Source organism: Pseudomonas sp. 13159349 (genome assembly GCF_013305685.1).
In the GTDB taxonomy this organism is placed as follows: Bacteria; Pseudomonadota; Gammaproteobacteria; order Pseudomonadales; family Pseudomonadaceae; genus Aquipseudomonas; species Aquipseudomonas asiatica.
Genome location: NZ_CP045553.1, coordinates 2,905,230 through 2,926,450, shown reverse-complemented (window position 1 = coordinate 2,926,450; position 21,221 = coordinate 2,905,230). Strand labels below are relative to the sequence as shown.

Sequence of the window (21,221 nt, the reverse complement as noted above, 5' to 3'; positions counted from 1 at the left end):
ACTGGCAGCAGCTGGAAAAGCTCCTGATTGGTCCGAAATGGGTCCGACGCTGCGAAGTAGTCACGTAAGTTATTGATAGGTAAGCCTCTTGATCTCCACCGCTAACATCACCATGCAGTTCGGCTCCAAGCCGCTGTTCGAAAACGTTTCCGTCAAATTCAACAACGGCAACCGCTACGGCCTGATCGGCGCCAACGGTTGCGGCAAGTCGACCTTCATGAAGATCCTCGGCGGTGACCTCGAACCGTCGGGCGGCCAGGTCATGCTCGAGCCGAACACGCGCCTGGGCAAGCTGCGCCAGGACCAGTTCGCCTACGAGGAATTCACCGTGATCGACACGGTGATCATGGGCCACGGCCAGCTGTGGAAGGTCAAGGCCGAGCGCGATCGCATCTACTCGCTGCCGGAAATGACCGAGGAAGACGGCATGGCCGTCGCCGAGCTGGAAACCGAATTCGCCGAGATGGACGGCTACACCGCCGAATCCCGTGCCGGTGAACTGTTGCTGGGCCTGGGTATTCCGCTGGAACAGCACTTCGGCCCGATGAGCGAGGTGGCTCCGGGCTGGAAGCTGCGTGTCCTGCTGGCCCAGGCGCTGTTCTCGGACCCGGACGTACTGCTGCTCGACGAGCCGACCAACCACCTGGACATCAACACCATCCGCTGGCTGGAAAACATCCTCACCGCGCGCAATAGCACCATGGTGATCATTTCCCACGACCGACACTTCCTCAACAGTGTCTGCACCCACATGGCCGACCTGGACTACGGCGAGCTGCGCGTGTTCCCGGGCAACTACGACGAGTACATGACCGCTGCCACCCAGGCCCGCGAGCAGCTGCTGTCGGACAACGCCAAGAAGAAAGCCCAGATCGCCGAACTGCAGACCTTCGTCAGCCGCTTCTCGGCCAACGCCTCGAAGGCCAAGCAGGCCACCTCGCGGGCCAAGCAGATCGACAAGATCCAGCTGGCCGAGGTCAAGCCGTCGAGCCGGGTGAGCCCGTTCATCCGCTTCGAACAGACCAAGAAGCTGCACCGCCAGGCCGTCACCGTCGAAAAAATGGCCAAGGCCTTCGACGACAAAGTGCTGTTCAAGGACCTGGGCTTCACCATCGAGGCTGGCGAGCGCGTGGCGATCATCGGCCCCAACGGTATCGGCAAGACCACCCTGCTGCGCACCCTGGTCGGTGAAATGACCCCGGACAAGGGTGAAGTGAAGTGGACCGACAGCGCCGAGGTGGGCTACTACGCCCAGGACCACGCTCACGACTTCGAAGACGACATGACCCTGTTCGACTGGATGGGCCAGTGGACCTCCGGCGAGCAGGTGATCCGCGGCACCCTCGGGCGCATGCTGTTCTCCAACGACGAGATCCTCAAGTCGGTGAAGGTGATTTCCGGTGGTGAGCAAGGCCGCATGCTGTTCGGCAAGCTGATCCTGCAGAAGCCGAACGTGCTGGTGATGGACGAGCCGACCAACCACCTGGACATGGAATCGATCGAAGCGCTGAACCTGGCGCTGGAGAACTACCCGGGCACCCTGCTGTTCGTCAGCCATGACCGTGAGTTCGTGTCTTCGCTGGCCACGCGCATCATCGAGCTGTCGGCTGATGGCGTGGTGGACTTCAGCGGTACCTACGACGATTACCTGCGTAGCCAGGGTGTGCTGGTCTGATTGATGCGGCGGCCTGGCCATCTTGTATGGCTGGGCCGGCCTCTTCGCGGGCACGCCCGCTCCCACAGGGACTGCACAGGCCTTGAATTCTGTGCAGTCCCTGTGGGAGCGGGCGAGCCCGCGAAGAATTCACCGCCGATCCCACGGGCTGGCACTGCCCGACGAATAATTCGTTAGCCTGCTTTCATTTCCTTCGCGCAACGGCCATGATGGGGCCACGCCCAACCGCCCGCCCGCGAACGTGCCCATGACCGCGCAACAACCCGCCCCCGCCAGTAACACGCTGCAAATCACCCTGCAGATCCTGTCGATCGTTTTCTACACCTTCATCGCCTTCCTCTGCATCGGCCTGCCGATCGCCGTGCTGCCCAGCCATGTGCATGACCAACTGGGGTTTGGCGCGGTGGTCGCCGGGCTGACCATTGGCCTGCAATACCTGGCCACGCTACTCAGCCGCCCGTTTGCCGGGCGCGTGGCCGATACCCTGGGGGGCAAGCAGGCCATTCGCTTCGGCTTGCTGGGGATTGCCGGCTGCGGGGTGTTGACCCTGCTCTCGGCCTGGACCCTGACGCTTCCGCTGCTGAGCCTGGCGCTGTTGCTCGGCGGGCGCCTGCTGCTGGGCATCGCCCAAGGGCTGATCGGCGTAGCCACGCTGAGCTGGGGCATCGGCCAGGTCGGGCCCGAACACACCGCCAGGGTGATTTCGTGGAACGGTATCGCCTCCTATGGCGCCATCGCCATTGGTGCCCCCTTGGGTGTACTGGCCGTCGACGGGCTGGACTTCAGCGTGCTGGGGCCGGCATTGCTGGTGCTGGCGGTATCTGCCCTGCTGGTACTGCGCAAGCGGCCGGACGTGGTGGTGGTGCGCGGCGAGCGCCTGCCCTTCTGGTCGGCCTTCGGCCGGGTCGCACCGTGCGGTCTGGGCCTGACCCTTGCCTCTATCGGCTACGGTACCCTGACCACCTTCGTCACCCTGTATTACCTGGAGCGCGGCTGGGTGGGCGCAGCCTGGTGCCTGAGTGCCTTTGGCGTGTGCTTCATCATTTCCCGGCTGCTGTTCGTCAATGCGGTCAACCGCTTTGGTGGCTACAACGTGGCGGTCGCGTGCATGGCCACCGAAGTGCTCGGCCTGAGCCTGCTGTGGCTGGCACCGTCGCCGCCGTGGGCGCTGATCGGTGCCGGGCTTACCGGTTTCGGGCTGTCGCTGGTCTACCCGGCGCTGGGGGTTGAAGCGATCAAGCAGGTACCCAGCAGCAGCCGTGGTGCAGGGCTGGGGGCCTACGCCGTGTTCTTCGACATGGCCCTGGCCATCGCCGGGCCGGTGATGGGCGCAGTGGCCGCACATCTGGGCTATGCCTCGATCTTCTGTGTGGCCGCGTTGCTCGCCCTGGCCGGTGTCGGTCTAACGCTGTTGCTGGCGCGGCGCGCCACTCGCGGCTGAACGCTCGGCCGGCTCCGGCGCGCCCAACGCCTGGCTGAAGAACACCGCGGCTTCCTGCTGCAGGGAATGGTGGATGTGCCGACGATCCACACCTGCGGCGTCCTTGCACAGCGCCGGCATCCGCACGGACTGCTCGGCATCGCAATGGGCCATGAACACGAAGTGCCCGGCGCCGGCCAGCAGGCGATAGTCCGGTGTCACCGGCAACTTGCGGGCCAGGGCTTCGGCGTTGCGGTCCACCGCCACCAGCTGGTCGCTGTCGCCACTGTAGATCAGCGCCGGCACCTGCACCCCGGCCAGGGCATGGCGCCCGAACAGCAGGCTGAGCGGTGCCATGAGCATCACGGCCCCCACCCGCTGGTCGGCCTCTGGCACCAGCTCGCTGCGGTCGGCAATCAGTACACCGTGGGTCTTGCAGGCGTCGGCGTCGTCAGGGCGCTCCAGGCAGTACTTGCGCAGGCGGTCCAGGTCTGGGCGCGCGCCTGAGAGGATCAAGGCAGTTTCACCACCGGCCGAGTAGCCGATCACCCCAACCTTGCCACCGTTCAGATAAGGCCCCAGCAAGGCATCATCGCGGGCGGCCGTAATTGCGGCACTCACTTGCAGCGGCCGGCCGTACAGGTTGCTCAGGGTGCCCAGGCGGCTGTGGTCGCGGGCGTTGTCGCCGGGGTGCACCACCGCCACCACGATAAAACCCTGGCGCGCCAGCGACGTCGCCAGGTAGTGCAAGGCCAGCGGGCTGCCGGTATTGCCGTGGGACAGCACCAGCAATGGGAACTGGCCCAATGCTACCGGCGCCTCTTCACTCACGTCGACCGGGTAGCCGTCTATCCGGCTGCTGCGGGTCTTGCCAATGGCCGGGTAGAACGCCAGCGCCTGCATGGGCCGGGCATCGACCGGGTCGGCCAGAGTCATGTGGTGCAGGCCGACAACCCAGGGTGCGGCCTCGGCATGGGCCAGAAGGCTACCGAGCAGGGCCAGCGCCAGCATGCAGCGAGAAAGAGTCATCGGCCGGCGGTTCCTTGCAGGGCGAAGAGATAGCCCAGCATAGAACCGCCCTGGGCTGCACAGGATGAAACCTGAATGAAACCGAAGTCATGCACTTCACGCCCGCGCCCTATGCATTTGCGCTTTTCGTCGAACCCGTGGCATAGATGCAGGTCCACGTTTCTACGTGACCGTTTCGCGCCATTTAAGGAGATTCACGCATGAGCAAGCCCGCCTACGTGCCACCCAAGGTCTGGCGCAACGACGCCGCGTCCGGTGGCCAGTTCGCCAGCATCAACCGCCCGGTTGCCGGCCCGACTCACGACAAGGACCTGCCGCAGGGCAAGCACCCGCTGCAGCTGTACTCCCTGGCCACGCCCAATGGCGTGAAGGTCACCATCGCCCTCGAAGAGCTGCTTGCCCTGGGCCACCTTGGGGCCGAGTACGATGCCTGGTTGATCCGCATTGGCGAGGGTGACCAATTCTCCAGCGGCTTTGTCCAGGTAAACCCCAACTCGAAGATCCCTGCCCTGCTCGACCGCAGCGTCGAGCCGCCGGTGCGGGTGTTCGAGTCGGGTTCGATCCTGCTGTACCTGGCGGAAAAGTTCGGTGCCTTGCTGCCGAAAGCGCCAGCTGCTCGCACCGAAAGCCTGAACTGGCTGTTCTGGCAAATGGGCGCGGCGCCATACCTGGGCGGCGGCTTTGGCCACTTCTATGTGTATGCGCCAGAAAAGTTCGAGTACGCGATCAACCGCTTCACCATGGAAGCCAAGCGTCAGCTGGATGTGCTCGACCGGCGCCTGGCCGAAAGCCGCTACCTGGGCGGCGAGGAATACAGCATCGCCGACATTGCCGTGTGGCCTTGGTATGGCCAGCTGGTACGCGGCAACCTGTATGGCGCGGCGGAGTTCCTGGCGGTGGACGAGTACAAGCATGTGCAGCGCTGGGCCGAGGAGATTGCCTTGCGCCCGGCGGTGCAGCGTGGCGCACGGGTGAACCGGACCTGGGGGGATGAGGCCAGCCAGGTGCCGGAGCGGCATGCAGCGGCAGACCTGGACGAATAACACGGCCTCTTGTGGGAGCGGGTTTACCCGCGAATACCGGCGTAGCCCGGTGCCATCCACCGTAGCGCCTGCTTCGCGGGCATGCCTGCTCCCAAAGGCTCGAGCACAGCCGAGGGCTGCTGCTCAGCGAATCTGGTGCTTGTGCAGCAACCGATAGAAAGTCGGCCGCGATATACCTAGCACCTTGGCCGCCACACTCATGTTGTCACTGTGCCGGCTGAGTACATCGCACAGCGCCTGACGCTCGGCTCGGTGCTTGTACTCTTCCAAGGTGCCCAGCGGTTGCTGTACCTGGTCCAGGGGCTGCAACCCAAGGTCCTGTGCCTCGATTTGCCGGCCTTCTGCGAGCACCAGCCCGCGCCTTACCCGGTTGGCCAACTCGCGGACATTGCCCGGCCAGTCATGCCGGCCCATGGCCGCCAGGGCATGCTCGCTGAACGAGCGCGGTCGACGCCCGGTTTCAAGACTGTAGAAATGGGCAAAATGACTGGCCAGCATCGACAGGTCGCCATGCCGGTCTCGCAGTGGTGCGGTCACTACCTGCAACACGTTCAGGCGGTAATACAGGTCTTCGCGAAAGCGCCCTTGCTCGATGGCCCTTTCCAGGTCCACGTGGGTAGCCGCCAGCACCCTGACATCCACCGGGATCGGCTGGCTGCCCCCCACGCGCTCGATGTGCTTTTCCTGCAGAAAGCGCAGCAGGTTGGCCTGCAACTCCAGCGGCAAATCGCCAATTTCGTCGAGAAACAGCGTGCCACCATGAGCCGCTTCGATGCGCCCGGCCTTGCGCTGATGAGCACCCGTGAAAGCGCCCTTTTCATGGCCGAACAGTTCCGACTGGATCAGGTGCTCGGGGATTGCCCCGCAGTTGATGGCAATGAACGGTTGCTCGCTGCGTTGCGACTGGCGGTGCAGGGTGCGGGCCACCAGTTCCTTGCCGGTGCCGCTTTCTCCACAGATCAGCACCGGCGATTCAGTGGGCGCCAGCTTGCCCAGCAGCTTGCGCAGTTCACGGATCGGGCGGCTATCACCGAGCAGTTCGTGGCTCGTTTCATCCACCCTCGCCATCCCTTTGCCGCGCAGGCGCGCCATACCGAAGGCCCGGCCCAGCGTGACCTGAACGCGGGAAACGTCGAACGGCAAGGTGTGGAAGTCAAAGAACCATTCACAAACAAAATCGCCGACGGCCGGCATGCGCAGTTGTTCGGCGCTGAGCACGGCAATCCATTCGGTGTTGCTGCGTTTGATCAAGTCCTTGACCCCGTCCGGGCGCCTCAGGTGCGACGCCTGCAAGCGCAACAGGCCCACATCGCAGGGATAATCCAACGCGGCGTCGAGCATGCAGCTGTGCACATCCCAGCCTGCGCTGCGCAATCCGGGTAACAAACGATGGCAGTCATCGCAGGGGTCGACGATGAGCAAACGGCGTTGGGCGGCAGGCTGCTGCATGACCAATCCTTGGCGCCAGTTTTCAGTTTTTTGAAATAAAACAGTAAGTTGTGGCGCCCGATTAACAGTAGCAACTAAGTTGACGGTTCCCAGTACCGTCTGTCTGCCGAATCATTTTTTTACAATGCGTGACGGGAATTTTCGCACTTTATCGACATCACATGGCGGCATGGGCAAGAACGGATTCGACCTTGGCAAATTTTTTTACAACCAATATGTGACTCGCCCCCGGACAACGAGCATCAGTACACATAACCCCGCGCTGCACTTCGATAACCGAGGCGACTTCGAAGCAACGCGGACTTTAACTGGATGTTTGGGACCATAGAGAGACCGAACCATGAATGCCCCGCTCCGTGTCAACGAAGCACTGCTGATTGCCGACCACGCCTTCGAACCTTTCCAGTGCGTAGCCTGGGATGCACCCAACGGTACTGGTGAACTGAGCCTGGCAGTGATCGACCGGACCAGCACCCGCATCGGCAGCAAGCAAGTGTCTTCGCGCATCTATTCCGACCCGGCCCAGTGGGCCAGCCTGATCGAGGAAGTGCGCGCCGAACTGTGCGAAAAAGGTTACGACCTGCAGCCGTGGTCAATGCCGAAATAATATCGGCCAGCAAACCAAGTGCGTGCGTCGCCACGCACTTGTACAACTTCCGGGTTGCTGTTCTGGCAACTTTTTCTTATTGCGGCATAGTGTCGCACCGGTGCTTTTTCAATCCACCAATCTGAACTGTTGCAGGTGCTGGTAATCCGCCTGAAGTTGCTGCGCCAGGCGCTGCGCACGGCCCAGGCGCACCGGCGCCAGTTCCATGTCCACCAACAGAGTGGCGCACGGCATCGGCTGCACGGTATTCCAGTGTTGCAGGCGACCATCGGTGAACACCAGGCAGCGTAACCCTTCTTCGGGGTGGGCCCGTTGCCGATCCTGCAACCAGTGCCGAGCCTGCTCCAGTGCAGCGATCAACGGCGTGCCACCACCAGCTCCCAAGGCTTGCAGCCACGGTTGCAAGGCGGCCGAGGCCTTCAGGCCGTGGCGCTGCCACTGCGGTGAGCGCCCGCTGGCGGTAAGCAGGGCCAACCGGGCACGTTGGCGGTAGGCTTGGTCGAACAGCGCCGCCAGCAGCCCTTTGGTTTGCGCCAACGCCTGGTGGCGACGGGTCGAGGCCGAAGCATCGACGATTACCAGCCACAGTTCTGCGGGCCTGGCCTGGCGTTGCTGCCAGCACAGGTCCTGGCGCTGGCGTGGCCGGCCCTTGAGCAGGGTCGGCAGCCAGGCCACCCGACCGGCCGCAGCACTGCGCGCCCGGCCTCGGCTGGCACCGTATTGCTTACCTGCGCCTGCTTTGGCATCCGCCCCTTTGGCAGGTGACTGGGGGATGCTCAGGGCTTTTTTGCCCAGTTCGGCACCTCGCGGCGCGCGCCGCTGGCCACAGGCTGCGCCGGCATTGCGCCCCAGTCGCCCTGCCCGCCCTGTTCGCCAGGGTTGCCCGCGCCTTGCCGACCGGGCTGCTGTTCAGGCTGCTGCGGCGCCGCAGGCGGGTTGGCCTGGGGCGAAACGCGGCGGCGATGGCGCAAGGCGAACTCGGCCACTGCATCGACATCGGCCTCCTCGATGGCCTCGCAACCGCGCCAGGCACAGTGGGCGCGTGCGGCGCGCAGCCAGACCAGGTCGGCGCGCAGGCCGTCGACCCCAGCGGCATAGCAGCGTTCGGTGATCCAGGCCAGCGCCTGGTCGTCCAGGGCAATGCCGGCCAGGGCCTGACGCGCCGCCTGGCAGCGCTCGCGCAATTGCGCCTGGGCCTCGGCCCATTGCGCGCAAAAGGCCTGCGGGTCGCTGTCGAAGGCCAGGCGGCGGCGAATGATCTGTTGGCGCGCCTCAGGTTCGGGCAAGCCTTCCAGAGCCACGTTGAGGCCAAAGCGGTCGAGCAACTGCGGGCGCAGTTCGCCCTCCTCAGGGTTCATGGTGCCGATCAGTACGAAGCGAGCACTGTGCCGGTGCGAGATGCCGTCGCGCTCGATGCGGTTGGTGCCGCTGGCTGCCACATCGAGCAGCAGGTCGACCAGGGTGTCGGGCAGCAGGTTCACCTCATCGACATACAGCACGCCACCATCGGCCTGGGCCAGTACCCCTGGGGAGAACTGCGCCTTGCCCTGCCCCAGTGCGGCATCCAGGTCGAGGGTGCCGACCAACCGCTCTTCGCTGGCGCCCAGTGGCAGGGTCACGAACGGCCCCTCACCGAGCAGGTCGGCCAAGCCACGGGCCAGGGTACTCTTGGCCATGCCACGTGGCCCCTCGATCAACACGCCGCCGATCTTCGGGTCGATTGCGGTCAGGCACAGCGCCAGTTTCAGGTCATCGGCACCGACCACGGCCGCCAGTGGAAATTGCACGGGTTCACTCATTTCAAGCCTGTTCCTCGCCGTCGAGCAGTTGTTCCTCGAGGGCTTCACGGTAGTCGCCCGGTGCCTGCCACAGACCGCGCTGCTGGGCCTCCAGCAAACGCTCGGTAAGGTCGCGCAGGGCCTCGGGGTTGTGCTCGCGCATGAAGTCGCGGGTCGCCGGGTCGAGCACGTAGGCATCGGCCAGCGCCTGGTAATGATGGTCGTCGATCAGTTGCGTGGTGGCGTCGAAGGCGAACAGGTTGTCGACCGTCGCCGCCATCTCGAAGGCGCCCTTGTAGCCGTGGCGCTTGGCCCCGTCGATCCATTTCGGGTTCAGCGCCCGGGCGCGGATAACCCGGTTCAGCTCTTCCTTGAGGGTACGGATGCGCGGCCGGTCGGCCTGGCTATGGTCGCCGTGATAACTGGCAACTGCCGCACCGGACAAGGTTTCCGACGCCGCCAGCATGCCACCCTGGAACTGGTAATAGTCGTTGGAATCGAGCAGGTCGTGTTCGTGGTTGTCCTGGTTCTGCAGCACCGCCTGCACCTTGGCCAGGCGCTGGGCGAACTGGGCTCGGGCCGGGGTTCCGTCGTCGCTGGCGCCGTAGGCATAGCCGCCGTGGTTGAGGTAAACCTCGGCCAGGTCGTCGCGGCTGTGCCACAGGCGCCCGTCGATGGCGTTCTGCACCCCGGCGCCATAGGCCCCGGGCTTGGCACCGAACACCCTCCAGCCAGCCTGGCGCGCGGCCTGCTCGGCGTCCACGCCCTGCGCCTGCAGCGCGGCACGCTCGCTACGCACGCGGGCGGCCAGGGGGTTGAGATCGTCGGGCTCATCCAGCGCGGCCACGGCCTGCACTGCGGCATCGAACAGGCGGATGAGGTTGCCGAAGGCATCACGGAAAAAGCCGGAAACGCGCAAGGTCACGTCCACCCGCGGGCGGTCGAGCAGGCTGAGCGGCAGGATCTCGAAATCGTCGACCCGCTGGCTACCGGTGGCCCACACCGGTCTCACGCCCATCAGCGCCATGGCCTGGGCGATATCATCACCGCCGGTACGCATGGTTGCCGTGCCCCACACCGAAAGGCCGAGTTGGCGCAGGTGATCGCCGTGGTCCTGCAGATGGCGCTCCAGGATCAGGTTGGCGGAGGCGAAGCCCAGGCGCCAGGCGGTGGTGGTGGGCAGGTTGCGCACGTCCACGGTATAGAAGTTGCGACCGGTGGGCAGCACGTCCAGGCGACCACGACTGGGTGCGCCACTGGGGCCGGCGGGCACGAAACGCCCGGCCAGCGCCGCCAGCAGGCCATCCATTTCGGCGCTGCCGCAAGCGTCCAGGCTGGGTGCCACCGATTCTCGCAGCGTCCGTACCACATCGTGCACAGGCTGCCATTCGCTCTGGGCAGGTAAATGCACGGTGCCGCACAGCGCCTGGTCGATCAACTGCAGCGCCAACAGTTCGAGGCGTTCGCGGGTATCGCCACAGGTGCGCCAAGGCTCGCTGCTCATGGCCTGCAGTTGTTCCGGGCGTGGCCCTTGCCACGGCTGGCCAAGTTCGCAATCGAGCGGATCGAAGCCTGGCACCAGCGCCTTGGCCAGGGCCCGCAACAGGCTGGCATTGCCACCGCGACCGTCGCCACGCTCGACCCTTAACAGCGCCAGCAAGGTATCCAGCCGCAGCCGGCCTTCCGGGGACTGGCCGAACACATGCAGGCCATCGCGAATCTGCGATTCCTTCAGGTCGCACAGGTAGGTATCCAGGCGTGGCAGCCACACGGCGGCATCGTCCAGCTGGCCTTCCAGCTGCAGTTCACGGTCAATGTGATTGGCCTTGACCAGTTCGAGAATGTCGCGCTGCAACTCGCGAGCGCGCCGCGGGTCGAGCAGCTGCGCTTCGTAGAACTCGTCGGCCAATTGCTCCAGGTGGCGCAACGGGCCGTAGGTTTCGGCACGGGTCAGCGGCGGCATCAGGTGGTCGATGATCACCGCCTGGGTGCGGCGCTTGGCCTGGGCACCCTCGCCCGGGTCGTTGACGATGAACGGGTAGATGTTCGGCAACGGGCCGAGCAAGGCGTCCGGCCAGCACTGCGCCGACAACCCGACGCCCTTGCCGGGCAGCCATTCGAGGTTGCCGTGCTTGCCGACATGGATCACCGCGTCGGCGGCAAAGGCATGGCGCAGCCAGAAGTGAAATGCCAGGTAGCCGTGGGGTGGTACCAGGTCCGGGTCGTGGTACACCGCGCTGGGGTCCACCTGGTAACCGCGCGCCGGCTGGATGCCGACAAAGGTCAAGCCAAAGCGCAGGCCGGCCACCATCAGCCGGCCACTGCGGTACATCGGGTCCTGCTGCGGCGGCCCCCAGCGTTCCAGCACGGCCTGGCGGTTTGCCTCTGGCAGGCGCTCGAAGGCGGCCTGGTAGTCGGCCAGGCTCAGGCTCTGCGCGCAGGGGCGCAGGTCCAGCTGGTCGAGGTCGTTGGTCACGCCACCGAGCAACTGATGGATCAGCTGCGTGCCGCTGCCCGGCAAGTCGGCCAGCGGATAGCCTTCGGCCTGCAGGGCCTTGAGTATGTTCAGCGCGGCCGCTGGCGTGTCCAGGCCAACGCCATTGCCAATACGGCCGTCCCGAGTCGGATAGTTGGCCAGCACCAGGGCTACGCGCTTCTGCGCATTCGGCAGGCGCGCCAGCTCGACCCAGCGGCGGGCCAGTTCGGCGACAAAGTCCATGCGCTCGGGGTGGGCGCGGTAGCAGACCACATCGGACTGGCTGCGTTCGCTGCGCCAGGCCATGTCTTTGAAACTGACCGGGCGGGTGATGATGCGCCCGTCCAGTTCGGGCAGGGCAATGTGCATGGCCAGGTCACGCGCCCCCAGGCCCTGCTCGCTGGCTTCCCAGCCGGGCTGGTTGTCTTGCGCGCAGATGGCCTGCAGCACCGGGATGTCGCGACGGAACGGGCGCAGGTTGGGGCGCTCGGGGCTGGACAGGGCAAAGCCGGTGGTGTTGACCAGCACTTCGGCCCCCACCTCGTCCAGCCAGGCTTCGACCTGCTCCAGGCAGGCGCTTTCCTTGAGGCTGGCCACGGCGATCGGCAACGGGTTGAGCCCGGCGGCCTGCAGGTGCTGGCAGAACACATCGATGAACGCGGTGTTGGCCGCCTGCAGGTGCGAGCGGTAGAACAACAGTGGCGCCACCGGCTGCTCGGGGTGCCACTGCGGGTACCAATCCTCCAGCGTGGCGCTGCCCTTGGCCGGGTGATACACGGCAGTGCGCGGCAGCGGCTGCGGCTCGTCCCAGGCATAGTCGCGGCCCAGCCACTGGCTGGCCAGGCAGTTGAACAGGTTGATGGCGTTGGCCTTGCCGCCCTGGCGCAAGTAGTGCCAAAGGCGTTCGGCCTGCTCGCCGCTGACACTGCCCAGGCTGGTCAGCTCCGGGTCGGGGCGGTCGTCACCCGGCACCAGGATCAGCTGCACGCCACGGCCGGCCAACTCGACCAACTGCTCGACGCCATAGCGCCAGTAGCCGACACCACCGTGCAGCGACACCAGGATGACCTTGGCATGGCGCAGCACCTGGTCGACGTACAGGTCGACCGAGGCATGGTTCTGTACCTGCATCGGGTTGGCCAGGCGCAGGCTGGGGTAATCCTCGGGCAATTGCTCGGCGGTATCGGCGAGCAATGCCAGGTGCGAATCGCCGCTGCAGAGAATCACCAGCTCGGCGGGCGTCTGGCCGAGGTCGGCAATGCTGTCATCCGGCACGAAGCCGCCGGGCTGGGTCCGCAGCAGGTGCATGGGTCAGGCGCCCAGTGCCTGGCGTAGGCGCGCTTCCAGCTGGGCGGCGTCAAGGTCCTGGCCAATCAGCACCAGGCGGGTGATGCGCGGCTCGTCGGCGCGCCAGGCGCGGTCGAAGTGCTTGTCGAAACGGGTACCCACGCCTTGCACCAGCAGGCGCATCGGTTTGCCCGGGATGGCAGCGAAGCCTTTGGCGCGCAGGATGCCGAACTCCACCACCAGCTGGGTCAGGGCATCGAGCAGCAGGCTTTCGTCGGCTTCGGGCAGGTCGATGGAGATGGAGTCGAAGGCGTCGTGGTCATGATCGTCATGGTCATCACCGTCATGGTGGGAATCATGGTGGGTACGGCGACCATCGATGTGCGCCTCGGACTCGGCGCCCACACCCAGCAGCACCTCCAGCGGCAGCTTGCCGCTGCTGGCCTCGACAACCTTGACCGCCGGAGGCAGTTCTTCGGCCACCTCGGTGCGGACCTTGGCCAGGCCTGCAGCGTCGATCAGGTCGGCCTTGTTCAGCACCACCAGGTCGGCGCTGGCCAACTGGTCGGCGAACAGTTCGTGCAGTGGCGACTCGTGGTCCAGGTTGGGGTCGAGCTTGCGCTGGGCATCGACCTGGTCCGGGTAGGCGGCGAAGGTGCCGGCGGCCACCGCAGGGCTGTCGACCACCGTGATCACCGCGTCGACGGTGCAGGCATTGCGGATTTCTGGCCACTGGAAGGCTTGCACCAGCGGTTTGGGCAGGGCCAGGCCGCTGGTTTCGATGAGGATATGGTCCAGGTCGCCACGGCGTGCCACCAACTCGCGCATCACCGGGAAGAACTCTTCCTGCACGGTGCAGCACAGGCAGCCGTTGGCCAGCTCGTAGACGCGGCCGGTGGCTTCTTCTTCGGTGCAACCGATGCTGCACTGCTTGAGGATTTCGCCGTCGATGCCCAGCTCGCCGAACTCGTTGACGATTACCGCAATGCGGCGGCCCTGGGCGTTGTCGAGCATGTGGCGCAGCAAGGTAGTCTTGCCCGAGCCGAGGAAGCCGGTGACGATGGTGACGGGGAGCTTGGCCAGTGTTTTCATGTCGCATTGCCCTTGGCAGATTGGCGCGGGCATGCAGGACGACAGCCGCAGGCCAGGCCGGCCGGGCTTGTTCGCCACCGGATCACCCCGCCCGGTTGAAAGTCGAAAACGTGACGAGGCAGGTCTCCTGGCTCGCACCGTTCCATGTGCCCGCTGGTGCAGCAGGCTGGCGGGATGACGCCTTCCCGCGCGCGAGCGCAGTGGCTGTGTCGATCCGTTGTCGGTGCTTACAGTTGCGGGGGCAGCCGCGGCTTGTACCGCGTTCCCGTCTTAGCTTCGGCCTGGCCGAAGAACCTCGAAGTGGCAAGGCTACGCAGTGGCTGGCGGGTGGTCAACCATTGGCTCGCCTCGATTCTTTTAGCGCCTGTGAGATCGAGCGCCGCGCGGGCGGCGCTCGATCTCACAGGCCCTGAAAATGTTGTGGCGAGCACCTCGCAGCCCCACTGCAATACCTGCGCCGTGCCGCAATAAATGCATTGCAGGCTATCAATTCGTGACTGGCCGTTCCCGATCTGCCACGGATGTATTATGGTGGCGTGGTGCGCATATAACAGCAGCCCGAGCAATCGGGCACTTGCAAGACAATGAGGGTGTCATGAGCAACGAAAGCATTAATTGGGACAAGCTGGGTTTCGACTACATCAAGACCGACAAACGCTACCTGTCCGTATGGCGCAATGGCGAGTGGGACAAGGGCACCCTGACCGAAGACAACGTACTGCACATCAGTGAAGGCTCCACTGCCCTGCACTACGGCCAGCAGTGCTTCGAGGGCCTCAAGGCCTACCGTTGCAAGGACGGTTCGATCAACCTGTTCCGCCCGGACCAGAACGCCGCCCGCATGCAGCGCAGCTGCGCCCGCCTGCTGATGCCGCAGGTGCCGACCGATGTGTTCATCGAGGCGTGCAAGCAAGTGGTCAAGGCCAACGAGAAGTTCGTGCCACCGCATGGTAAAGGCGCCCTCTACCTGCGCCCGTTCGTGATCGGCACCGGTGACAACATTGGCGTGCGCACCGCCCCCGAGTTCATCTTCTCGATCTTCGCCATCCCGGTTGGCTCGTACTTCAAGGGCGGCATGAAGCCGCACAACTTCCAGATCTCCAGCTTCGACCGCGCAGCCCCGCAAGGCACTGGCGCGGCCAAGGTCGGTGGCAATTACGCCGCCAGCCTGCAGCCGGGTGCAGAAGCGAAGAAAGCCAACTTCGCCGACGCCATCTACCTCGACCCGCTGACCCACACCAAGATCGAGGAAGTCGGTTCGGCCAACTTCTTCGGCATCACCGCCAACAACGAGTTCGTCACCCCGAAATCGGCTTCGGTGCTGCCGGGCATCACCCGCTTGTCGCTGATGGAACTGGCGCAATCGCGCCTGGGCCTGACCGTGATCGAAGGCGATGTGGAAATCAACAAGCTGGACCGCTTCATCGAAGCCGGCGCCTGCGGTACCGCTGCTGTGATCACCCCGATCGGCGGCATCGAGTACAACGGCAAGCTGCACGTGTTCCACGACCTGGAAAAGGTCGGCCCGGTTACCCAGAAGCTCTACAACGAGCTGACCGGTATCCAGAGCGGTGACGTGGAAGCACCGGCTGGCTGGATCGTCAAGGTTGCCTGAGGCGCTTTAACGGTTTGAAAAACGGGGCATGCCAGCGATGGCATGCCCCTTTTTATTGGGTGCACCGGCTGCACCGGTGTTCGCGGCTAAAGCCGCTCCCACAGGTACAGCGCAAGCCTGAAGCCTGCGCCATCCCTGTAGGAGCGGCCTTGTGTCGCGAAAGGGCTGCGAAGCAGCCCCAGGATATCCGCGCAATGCACAAATCGAGGCGCAGCGCAGGCTGGTGGTTTTCATGCAAGGCGACGCTGCATCAGCAGGTGCCGGGCTTTGTCGAAGGCCCAGTTGTACAGCACGGTGTAGGGCAGGATGATCACGAAGAAGCCCAACTCCACCATGAACGCCTGCAGCAACGAAATCTCCAGCATCCACGCCGCCACCGGCAGGCACCACACCACCAGCCCAGCTTCGAAGCCCAGGCCGTGTGCAAAGCGTGCGCTGGCCTTCCAGTGGATACGCTCGGCCTGCACGTAGCGGTCGACCAGCGCGTTGTAGACCATGTTCCACAGCATGGCGATCACCGAGAGGGTCACCGCCAGCGCCCCCGCCGTCGCCAGCGACTTGCCCATGATCCAGGACAACAGCGGCGCACACAGCAGCACGGCGAACACTTCATAGCCGACGGCGTGAACCAGGCGTTCGCTGAAAGAGACATTTTTCATTGCAGATTCCATCCAGTGCGTGAGTCGTGCTTCCTATTTTCTTTGATAGAACTGATACTCACGACATAGCTACCATCGGTTTTATCAATACCATGCGCTACTCACCCGAAGCTCTGGTCGCCTTTGTCGAAGCCGCATCGCTGGGTTCGTTCTCCGCTGCGGCGCGCAAGTTGCGCAAAAGCCAGTCCACCATCAGCATTGCCATCGCCAATTTCGAGGCCGATGTGGGTTGCCCGTTGTTCGAGCGTGGCGGTCGCCACCCTACACTGAACGAGGCTGGGCGGCAGGTGCTGAGCCATGTGGAGGCGATTCTCGATGCCAGCGCCCAGCTCGATGCCCTGGCGGTGCGGCTGGCGGAAAACATCGAGGCACTGGTCTCGGTGGTGATGTCGGACAGCTACAGCGTGACCTTCCAGGGCGCGGTGATGGCCCGCTTCGCCCAGCACTACCCGCATACCGAGCTGCGCTGCGGCCCGTCGGAAGATGCCGATGTGATCGAGCTGATCCAGCAGGGCCTGGCACACGTCGGCATTCTTGCCACCCAGCCCAGCTACCCCGCTGACGTTGCCGTGGCACGCTTGCCCGAGCAGGCAGAGTTTGGGGTGTACGTGACCAGCGGGCATCCGTTGGCGGCTTTGCCCCAGGTGCAGACGCAGCACCTGGAGAACGTCCGGCAGCTGTATATCAAGACCTATGCTCCCAGCCTGCACCACGGTCGTGGCCAAGCCTGGTCGGCACCGGACTACCTCACCTTGCTGGAGTTCGCCGTGCGCGGGTTCGGCTGGGCCGAACTGCCCAGGGCGCTGGTGGCACGGTTTGGCAGTGGGCTGGCGGAGTTGCAGGTGGCCGGGTATCCACGACGGGTTGACATGGACGTGGCCTGGTCGAGCCGACGCGCGCTCGGGCCGGCGGGGCAGTGGCTGGTGCGGCAGATGTTGGGGCAATAGACTTTTATTGCCGGCAAGATCCTGGGGCTGCTGCGCAGCCCGTCGCGACACAAGGCCGCTCCTACAGGGGGACTAAAGCGAAAAATCCTACAACGTTTTAGGAAGCCCATTGCTCCCCCGCGAAAGCGTTCCTCGCTAGTGTTTTGGCCGTTGCGTCAAATCACTGGAAAGGAACTCCTGATGAGCATCAGCAAAGCCATCCACATCGCCATGCAGGAAGAGATCCCCAACACCTACGGCACCTGCAATGCCTGCGAACGCTCCGGCCTGCCGATTCTACTGCTGCGCGAGGCCTACGCCCCACGCCCGGACACAGGGCGCCCCTATCGCCTGGCAGACGACAGCGAAATCATCTTCCACCCGATGCACACCGACCAATTGCGCCTCCTGCGCCAAGGTTATGTCTACGTACTGCTCGACCAGGAAATCTGGCAGGCCTACGAAGTAGCGGCGGAAGGTACCTTGCAGCGCTTTCCGGTGTCGCAGATGCCCTTTGGGCCACCCAGGTCGTTACCCAAGGTATGCGCCACCGAAGGCCACGATGTGATTGCCTCGTTCATCAACATCGATACCCTGCTCTACCGCAAGGCCTGGATCGCCTTCGCCAACGACCCCTGGCCCCGTTCGGTACTCGACCGCTATCGGCAAGGCATCGCCGACAGTGACCCGGGCACCCTCGCCCGCTTCGTCGAGGTGGACCTGAACACCGCACGCAACGACCCTGCCAGCCTCGGCATCGCCATGACCGATAGCTTCCGCTTCGGCCTGGAACAGGTGCTGGAGTTTTCCACCTTTTCCTCTGCCAGGTTTACCAGCGTTCATGGCTTTTACAGCCGCCTGGGCCGCTGGCATGAAACCCGCACGCATGTGCGCAATGTCATCCAGCAGGAACAACTGCCCAATGGCGTGCTGGCGCTGACACTGCCCGACCCGGTCGGCATGGTCATGGAGCTCAACGCGCAACGCACTGGCTGGGTGCAGGCCCTGCAGGAATGGCGGGCGCAGCCGCAGCGGCACTTCGAATACTTCACCTCGCAAGCACTACTGGGCATCCGCGAATTGCACGCGGCCATGGCTGCCGTGCAAGGTGCCGAGGACGCGCAGCGGGAAGCCCGGCAGATCGAGCAGTGGAACGACAGCCCGATCGCGGCCAAGGCGTATCTGCCGCCGGTGGACATCGACGCGCAGACCGAACGCAACACCGCGCGCAAGCAGCAGGACGCCCGCGAGCGGCTGGAAGAGCGTTACGACGAAAGCGCCCGCGCCGCGTTCCAGGCCGATTACGACCGCGAACTGAAAAACTGGCAGTCGATGATCGACCAGGTTGGCGATCTGTATGCGCGGCACTATGCCAAGCGGGCTTTTCAGCAGATCGGCTACTACGACTATGACGCGACCTCCCCCGTTTCGGTGGAGTACTTCATCCAGATGATGGCCGCCTGCCTGGCCGGCGGGCCCACTGAAACCTTGCCGCAGGAGGGTCAGCCGCTCGGGATCACCCAGCATATCTGGCAGCAGCTGCTGGAAGACGACCGCAGCCTGTTGTACCAGGCACTGCTGGCCAAGAATCAGAAGCTGATGCAGCAGGTGGCCAGGGCGCTGTCCGGGGACGACTTCGGCAAGGTGTACGACATCATCAAGGGCATCGCCGGTACCGCCGATGGCCAACTGCTGATGATCAAGCCGATACAGGATGCCGTTGGCCAGTTGCTGGCCGCGACCAACAGCGCAGGGAATGCGCTCAGCCAGCACCTGGGTGAACGGACCAAGACCCTGATCGGTCATGTGCATCGCTCGGCGTTTGCACTGTTCGCCGGGCAGCAGGTAACGCCGCTGCGGGTGTCGCTGACAGTGGGCGAATACATGAGCCTGCTCAATGAAGCCCTGGAAGCGCGGACCGATGCGTTTCTGCAGCAGGTAGACAAGCAGTTCCGTGATCCCCTGGGCCGCAAGGTGCGGGCCATGGTGCTGAGTGGGGCGATCAATATTGCGACAGCGGGTAACCGCAGCCAGATGATCGAGGTGATGCTCTGGACGCTCGAAAGCGCCGAGAGCCTGCAGGCGCGGCTGGTGCAGTTGCGCGAGGGTGCAGCCGGCGGCGTCGGGGCGCTGGTACGCAATGTTGCGATTGGTGCGGGTACGCTGCGTGCGCAGGTTACGGGTGGTTTGAAGATCAGTTCTACGGCCGCGCAAAGCGTGGCAAGCGATGCGATGCGCAGCCTGCGGGATGCTGCAGCGAGTAGCGGAAGTGCCGGGCTGCTATTTGCCTTGGGCAGCATGTGGTTCCATCAGGACAGCCTGGGCAAGAACTATCGAGCGTTGCAAGAGACGCATCAGGACAACCCGGAGGCGCTTGCGGCGATCTGGTCTTCCTCCCTGGGTTTGTTGGGGGCGAGTGTGGAGGCGGCAGGACTGGCTGTTGCGCTTGTGCGTCCGAAGATACCGTGGCCGGGGACGGTGACAACGATCTCATTGGGGACCGGTATTGCCAGATTCGGCGCGGGGATTTCTGCGCTTGCTGGTGTCATGGATGCGGCTCAGTACAGGTATGCAAACCTTAGATCCGAGAGAGTGGGAGATGGCTCTGCAGCTCGCCTCTACCGGTTCGCAAGTGCCACTTCATTCGGGGCCGCAGCATTTGGCGTCTGGGCCGCATTTGGCTCCAGCGCTTTACTTGGCCCGATAGGCATAAGCATCACCTTGGGCATAGCAGCCTACCTGCTTGCAACTTCAGCCAAGCACAAAGAATCATCAGCAACGCAGATTTGGGCCAGAAATACCAAGTGGGGGTTACCGGAATCACATCGCCAATGGGTGACCAACACCGATATGGACGCGGCCATTGCCGCTCTCAATGCATCCCTCCTCGGTTTGGAGGCGGAGGTCTCGATTCAAATCCAATTCGAAATCAATCACTCCATCCACAAAGAAAATGCGTCAACGATATTTACCAGTGATGGTAATGCGATCCCGGCAAGCGTCAGCCTGATTTTCTTTATTCGCATTCCAAACTTCAATCAGCACCTGTCGCATTACGAGTGGAGCTTAAGCCTGTACCACGGACCTAGAGGTAGTGAATTAGCTGTACTGTCCGCAGACAGTTCGTCGCCGTTGAAACTGCAAGCTCAAGACAGAGCGACCAATAAGCTCTTCTCAAGACCACCCGATATGCAGCCATTCACAAAGGTCGACCCAATGACTAAAGCCCTCACCATTCAAGGAGCGCTGCCATTGTCCGACCACCACACCATCCAGGCAATAGAATTCACCCTAAACTTCTGGCCTAACAAAGACGACAAAACAACAATCGCTCAGATTGTATTAATAGAGAATGAGATACGCACCAACAAGAGCAAAAATCAATGAGCCGCCCAAGACTGATCCCACCCTGCACTGGCTGGCAAGAAGACTTGCCATCGCCCTTCGATGCACCGATTCTAGAACCTGGCTTGGCTCCCCATACGCCGAACTTTCAAGATGATATTTACCTCGAGATTTGTCGCTCAGCAATGGCGTATCGTGGGATCGTTTCGATATTGGCACTTATCTTTCTGATTTCGATCCTGGTTGACCTTCCTTGGGTTATCAGGCATACGGACCCAACGGACATCGAGAGTGTTCTTCAGGAAATTATCATGCTCTCATTGTCAGCATGGTGCACCGTTGTCCTGTTCCGGGCAGACCTCTCAGCGCCCCGAGACCTGCCCATTCGATTCAACCGGGCCCGTAATAAAATCTACGCCTACAACTTCAAGCATCAATGGTGGAACCCATTCGACAAGGGCAAGGTCGTACCGGTCAGTTATGACTGGCCACAAGTCCGCGCCGAGCGCTGGTCCCAGACCGGCGCACTGCCAAACGGTGGGTTAATTTTCAAATGGGGTGTCACACTCTCCATCGTTGCACCAGGCACAAACAATGTCATCGACCGTTTTCCTCTGGTCACGATGGGCGCCAATGAGCATGCCTGGGCCTACATCTGCACCTACATGCAGGAAGGCCCCTCAGCCCTGCCACCACCAGGCGAACCCAAAGACCACAACGATGTGCTCTGGTGTGAGTTCGCCCTGCGTTTGGCACCGAAGGTAAACTGGCCGTCAGAGATGGATCTGGAATCGAGAACAGCGCCCTGAAAGGGGGTGCG

The 21,221-nt window shown here is 63.5% G+C and carries 15 protein-coding genes and 1 riboswitch; of the genes, 8 read left to right on the top strand and 7 right to left on the bottom strand.

What is annotated here, in order from left to right; all coding sequences use genetic code 11:
* Positions 1 to 88 precede the first annotated feature (88 nt).
* Positions 89 to 1,675: an ABC-F family ATPase gene (locus tag GEV38_RS13755; protein WP_013972511.1), complete on the top strand. Its 1,587-nt coding sequence runs from the start codon at positions 89 to 91 to the stop codon at positions 1,673 to 1,675.
* A gap of 247 nt (positions 1,676 to 1,922) precedes the next feature.
* A complete protein-coding gene (locus GEV38_RS13750) occupies positions 1,923 to 3,116 on the top strand; it encodes an MFS transporter (RefSeq protein WP_054572557.1) in 1,194 nt (397 codons plus the stop codon).
* Here the strand turns inward: GEV38_RS13750 and GEV38_RS13745 are convergent.
* A complete protein-coding gene (locus GEV38_RS13745) occupies positions 3,078 to 4,124 on the bottom strand; it encodes a hypothetical protein (protein WP_015270209.1) in 1,047 nt (348 codons plus the stop codon). The two genes, GEV38_RS13750 and GEV38_RS13745, sit on opposite strands and share 39 nt — an antisense overlap.
* Before the next feature lie 200 nt (positions 4,125 to 4,324).
* Between GEV38_RS13745 and yghU the strand changes: the two genes are divergently transcribed.
* Positions 4,325 to 5,167: a glutathione-dependent disulfide-bond oxidoreductase gene (gene yghU, locus GEV38_RS13740; protein WP_054572555.1), complete on the top strand. Its 843-nt coding sequence runs from the start codon at positions 4,325 to 4,327 to the stop codon at positions 5,165 to 5,167.
* Positions 5,168 to 5,290: 123 nt separating this feature from the next.
* On the opposite strand, the gene GEV38_RS13735 is transcribed toward yghU, so the two are convergent.
* Positions 5,291 to 6,616, bottom strand: coding sequence for a sigma-54 dependent transcriptional regulator (locus GEV38_RS13735; protein WP_054572554.1), 1,326 nt, complete (start codon positions 6,614 to 6,616; stop codon positions 5,291 to 5,293).
* Between the two features lie 340 nt (positions 6,617 to 6,956).
* On the opposite strand from GEV38_RS13735, the gene GEV38_RS13730 reads away from it, so the two are divergent.
* The gene (locus GEV38_RS13730; protein WP_013972506.1) at positions 6,957 to 7,223 is read left to right on the top strand and encodes a hypothetical protein; all 267 of its coding nucleotides are present in this window, start codon (positions 6,957 to 6,959) and stop codon (positions 7,221 to 7,223) included.
* 108 nt (positions 7,224 to 7,331) lie between these two features.
* Here GEV38_RS13730 and GEV38_RS13725 read toward each other — a convergent pair whose 3' ends face one another.
* From GEV38_RS13725 to cobW, 4 genes are all read right to left on the bottom strand, one after another.
* The gene (locus tag GEV38_RS13725; protein WP_015270207.1) at positions 7,332 to 7,898 is read right to left on the bottom strand and encodes a VWA domain-containing protein; all 567 of its coding nucleotides are present in this window, start codon (positions 7,896 to 7,898) and stop codon (positions 7,332 to 7,334) included.
* Positions 7,899 to 7,999: 101 nt separating this feature from the next.
* Positions 8,000 to 9,022: an ATP-binding protein gene (locus GEV38_RS13720; RefSeq protein ID WP_054572553.1), complete on the bottom strand. Its 1,023-nt coding sequence runs from the start codon at positions 9,020 to 9,022 to the stop codon at positions 8,000 to 8,002.
* A 1-nt stretch (position 9,023) separates the two neighbouring features.
* Positions 9,024 to 12,785 carry a cobaltochelatase subunit CobN gene (gene cobN / locus GEV38_RS13715; RefSeq protein ID WP_054572552.1) on the bottom strand — a complete coding sequence of 1,254 codons (3,762 nt, stop codon included), beginning with the start codon at positions 12,783 to 12,785 and terminating at the stop codon, positions 9,024 to 9,026.
* A 3-nt stretch (positions 12,786 to 12,788) separates the two neighbouring features.
* Positions 12,789 to 13,856: a cobalamin biosynthesis protein CobW gene (gene cobW / locus GEV38_RS13710; RefSeq protein ID WP_015270204.1), complete on the bottom strand. Its 1,068-nt coding sequence runs from the start codon at positions 13,854 to 13,856 to the stop codon at positions 12,789 to 12,791.
* Between the two features lie 99 nt (positions 13,857 to 13,955).
* A riboswitch (cobalamin riboswitch) is annotated at positions 13,956 to 14,169 on the bottom strand.
* Between the two features lie 282 nt (positions 14,170 to 14,451).
* Here cobW and GEV38_RS13705 point away from each other — a divergent pair.
* Complete coding sequence (locus tag GEV38_RS13705; protein ID WP_013972500.1) at positions 14,452 to 15,471, top strand: branched-chain amino acid aminotransferase; 1,020 nt, start codon at positions 14,452 to 14,454, stop codon at positions 15,469 to 15,471.
* 230 nt (positions 15,472 to 15,701) lie between these two features.
* Here the strand turns inward: GEV38_RS13705 and GEV38_RS13700 are convergent, their stop codons facing one another.
* The gene (locus tag GEV38_RS13700) at positions 15,702 to 16,130 is read right to left on the bottom strand and encodes a multidrug/biocide efflux PACE transporter (RefSeq protein WP_054572550.1); all 429 of its coding nucleotides are present in this window, start codon (positions 16,128 to 16,130) and stop codon (positions 15,702 to 15,704) included.
* Between the two features lie 92 nt (positions 16,131 to 16,222).
* Here GEV38_RS13700 and GEV38_RS13695 point away from each other — a divergent pair, with 92 nt between their 5' ends.
* The 3 genes from GEV38_RS13695 to GEV38_RS27730 all read left to right on the top strand — a co-directional run bounded on the left by GEV38_RS13695 (position 16,223) and on the right by GEV38_RS27730 (position 21,210).
* The gene (locus GEV38_RS13695) at positions 16,223 to 17,077 is read left to right on the top strand and encodes a LysR family transcriptional regulator (protein ID WP_054572549.1); all 855 of its coding nucleotides are present in this window, start codon (positions 16,223 to 16,225) and stop codon (positions 17,075 to 17,077) included.
* A 180-nt stretch (positions 17,078 to 17,257) separates the two neighbouring features.
* Positions 17,258 to 20,443 (top strand): T6SS effector BTH_I2691 family protein, encoded by a 3,186-nt coding sequence (locus GEV38_RS13690; protein ID WP_173895851.1) that lies wholly within the window; start codon positions 17,258 to 17,260, stop codon positions 20,441 to 20,443.
* Positions 20,440 to 21,210: a DUF6708 domain-containing protein gene (locus GEV38_RS27730; protein WP_236222421.1), complete on the top strand. Its 771-nt coding sequence runs from the start codon at positions 20,440 to 20,442 to the stop codon at positions 21,208 to 21,210. Before GEV38_RS13690 ends, GEV38_RS27730 begins: the two co-directional genes overlap by 4 nt.
* Positions 21,211 to 21,221 lie beyond the last annotated feature (11 nt).

Excerpts from the sequence above, each read along its gene's own strand:
- GEV38_RS13750 (WP_054572557.1), top strand. The coding sequence starts at position 1,923 with ATGACCGCGCAACAACCCGCCCCCGCCAGTAACACGCTGCAAATCACC.
- GEV38_RS13745 (WP_015270209.1), bottom strand. The coding sequence starts at position 4,124 with ATGACTCTTTCTCGCTGCATGCTGGCGCTGGCCCTGCTCGGTAGCCTT.
- yghU (WP_054572555.1), top strand. The coding sequence starts at position 4,325 with ATGAGCAAGCCCGCCTACGTGCCACCCAAGGTCTGGCGCAACGACGCC.
- GEV38_RS13735 (WP_054572554.1), bottom strand. The coding sequence starts at position 6,616 with ATGCAGCAGCCTGCCGCCCAACGCCGTTTGCTCATCGTCGACCCCTGC.
- GEV38_RS13730 (WP_013972506.1), top strand. The coding sequence starts at position 6,957 with ATGAATGCCCCGCTCCGTGTCAACGAAGCACTGCTGATTGCCGACCAC.
- GEV38_RS13720 (WP_054572553.1), bottom strand. The coding sequence starts at position 9,022 with ATGAGTGAACCCGTGCAATTTCCACTGGCGGCCGTGGTCGGTGCCGAT.
- cobN (WP_054572552.1), bottom strand. The coding sequence starts at position 12,785 with ATGCACCTGCTGCGGACCCAGCCCGGCGGCTTCGTGCCGGATGACAGC.
- cobW (WP_015270204.1), bottom strand. The coding sequence starts at position 13,856 with ATGAAAACACTGGCCAAGCTCCCCGTCACCATCGTCACCGGCTTCCTC.
- GEV38_RS13705 (WP_013972500.1), top strand. The coding sequence starts at position 14,452 with ATGAGCAACGAAAGCATTAATTGGGACAAGCTGGGTTTCGACTACATC.
- GEV38_RS13700 (WP_054572550.1), bottom strand. The coding sequence starts at position 16,130 with ATGAAAAATGTCTCTTTCAGCGAACGCCTGGTTCACGCCGTCGGCTAT.
- GEV38_RS13695 (WP_054572549.1), top strand. The coding sequence starts at position 16,223 with ATGCGCTACTCACCCGAAGCTCTGGTCGCCTTTGTCGAAGCCGCATCG.
- GEV38_RS13690 (WP_173895851.1), top strand. The coding sequence starts at position 17,258 with ATGAGCATCAGCAAAGCCATCCACATCGCCATGCAGGAAGAGATCCCC.
- GEV38_RS27730 (WP_236222421.1), top strand. The coding sequence starts at position 20,440 with ATGAGCCGCCCAAGACTGATCCCACCCTGCACTGGCTGGCAAGAAGAC.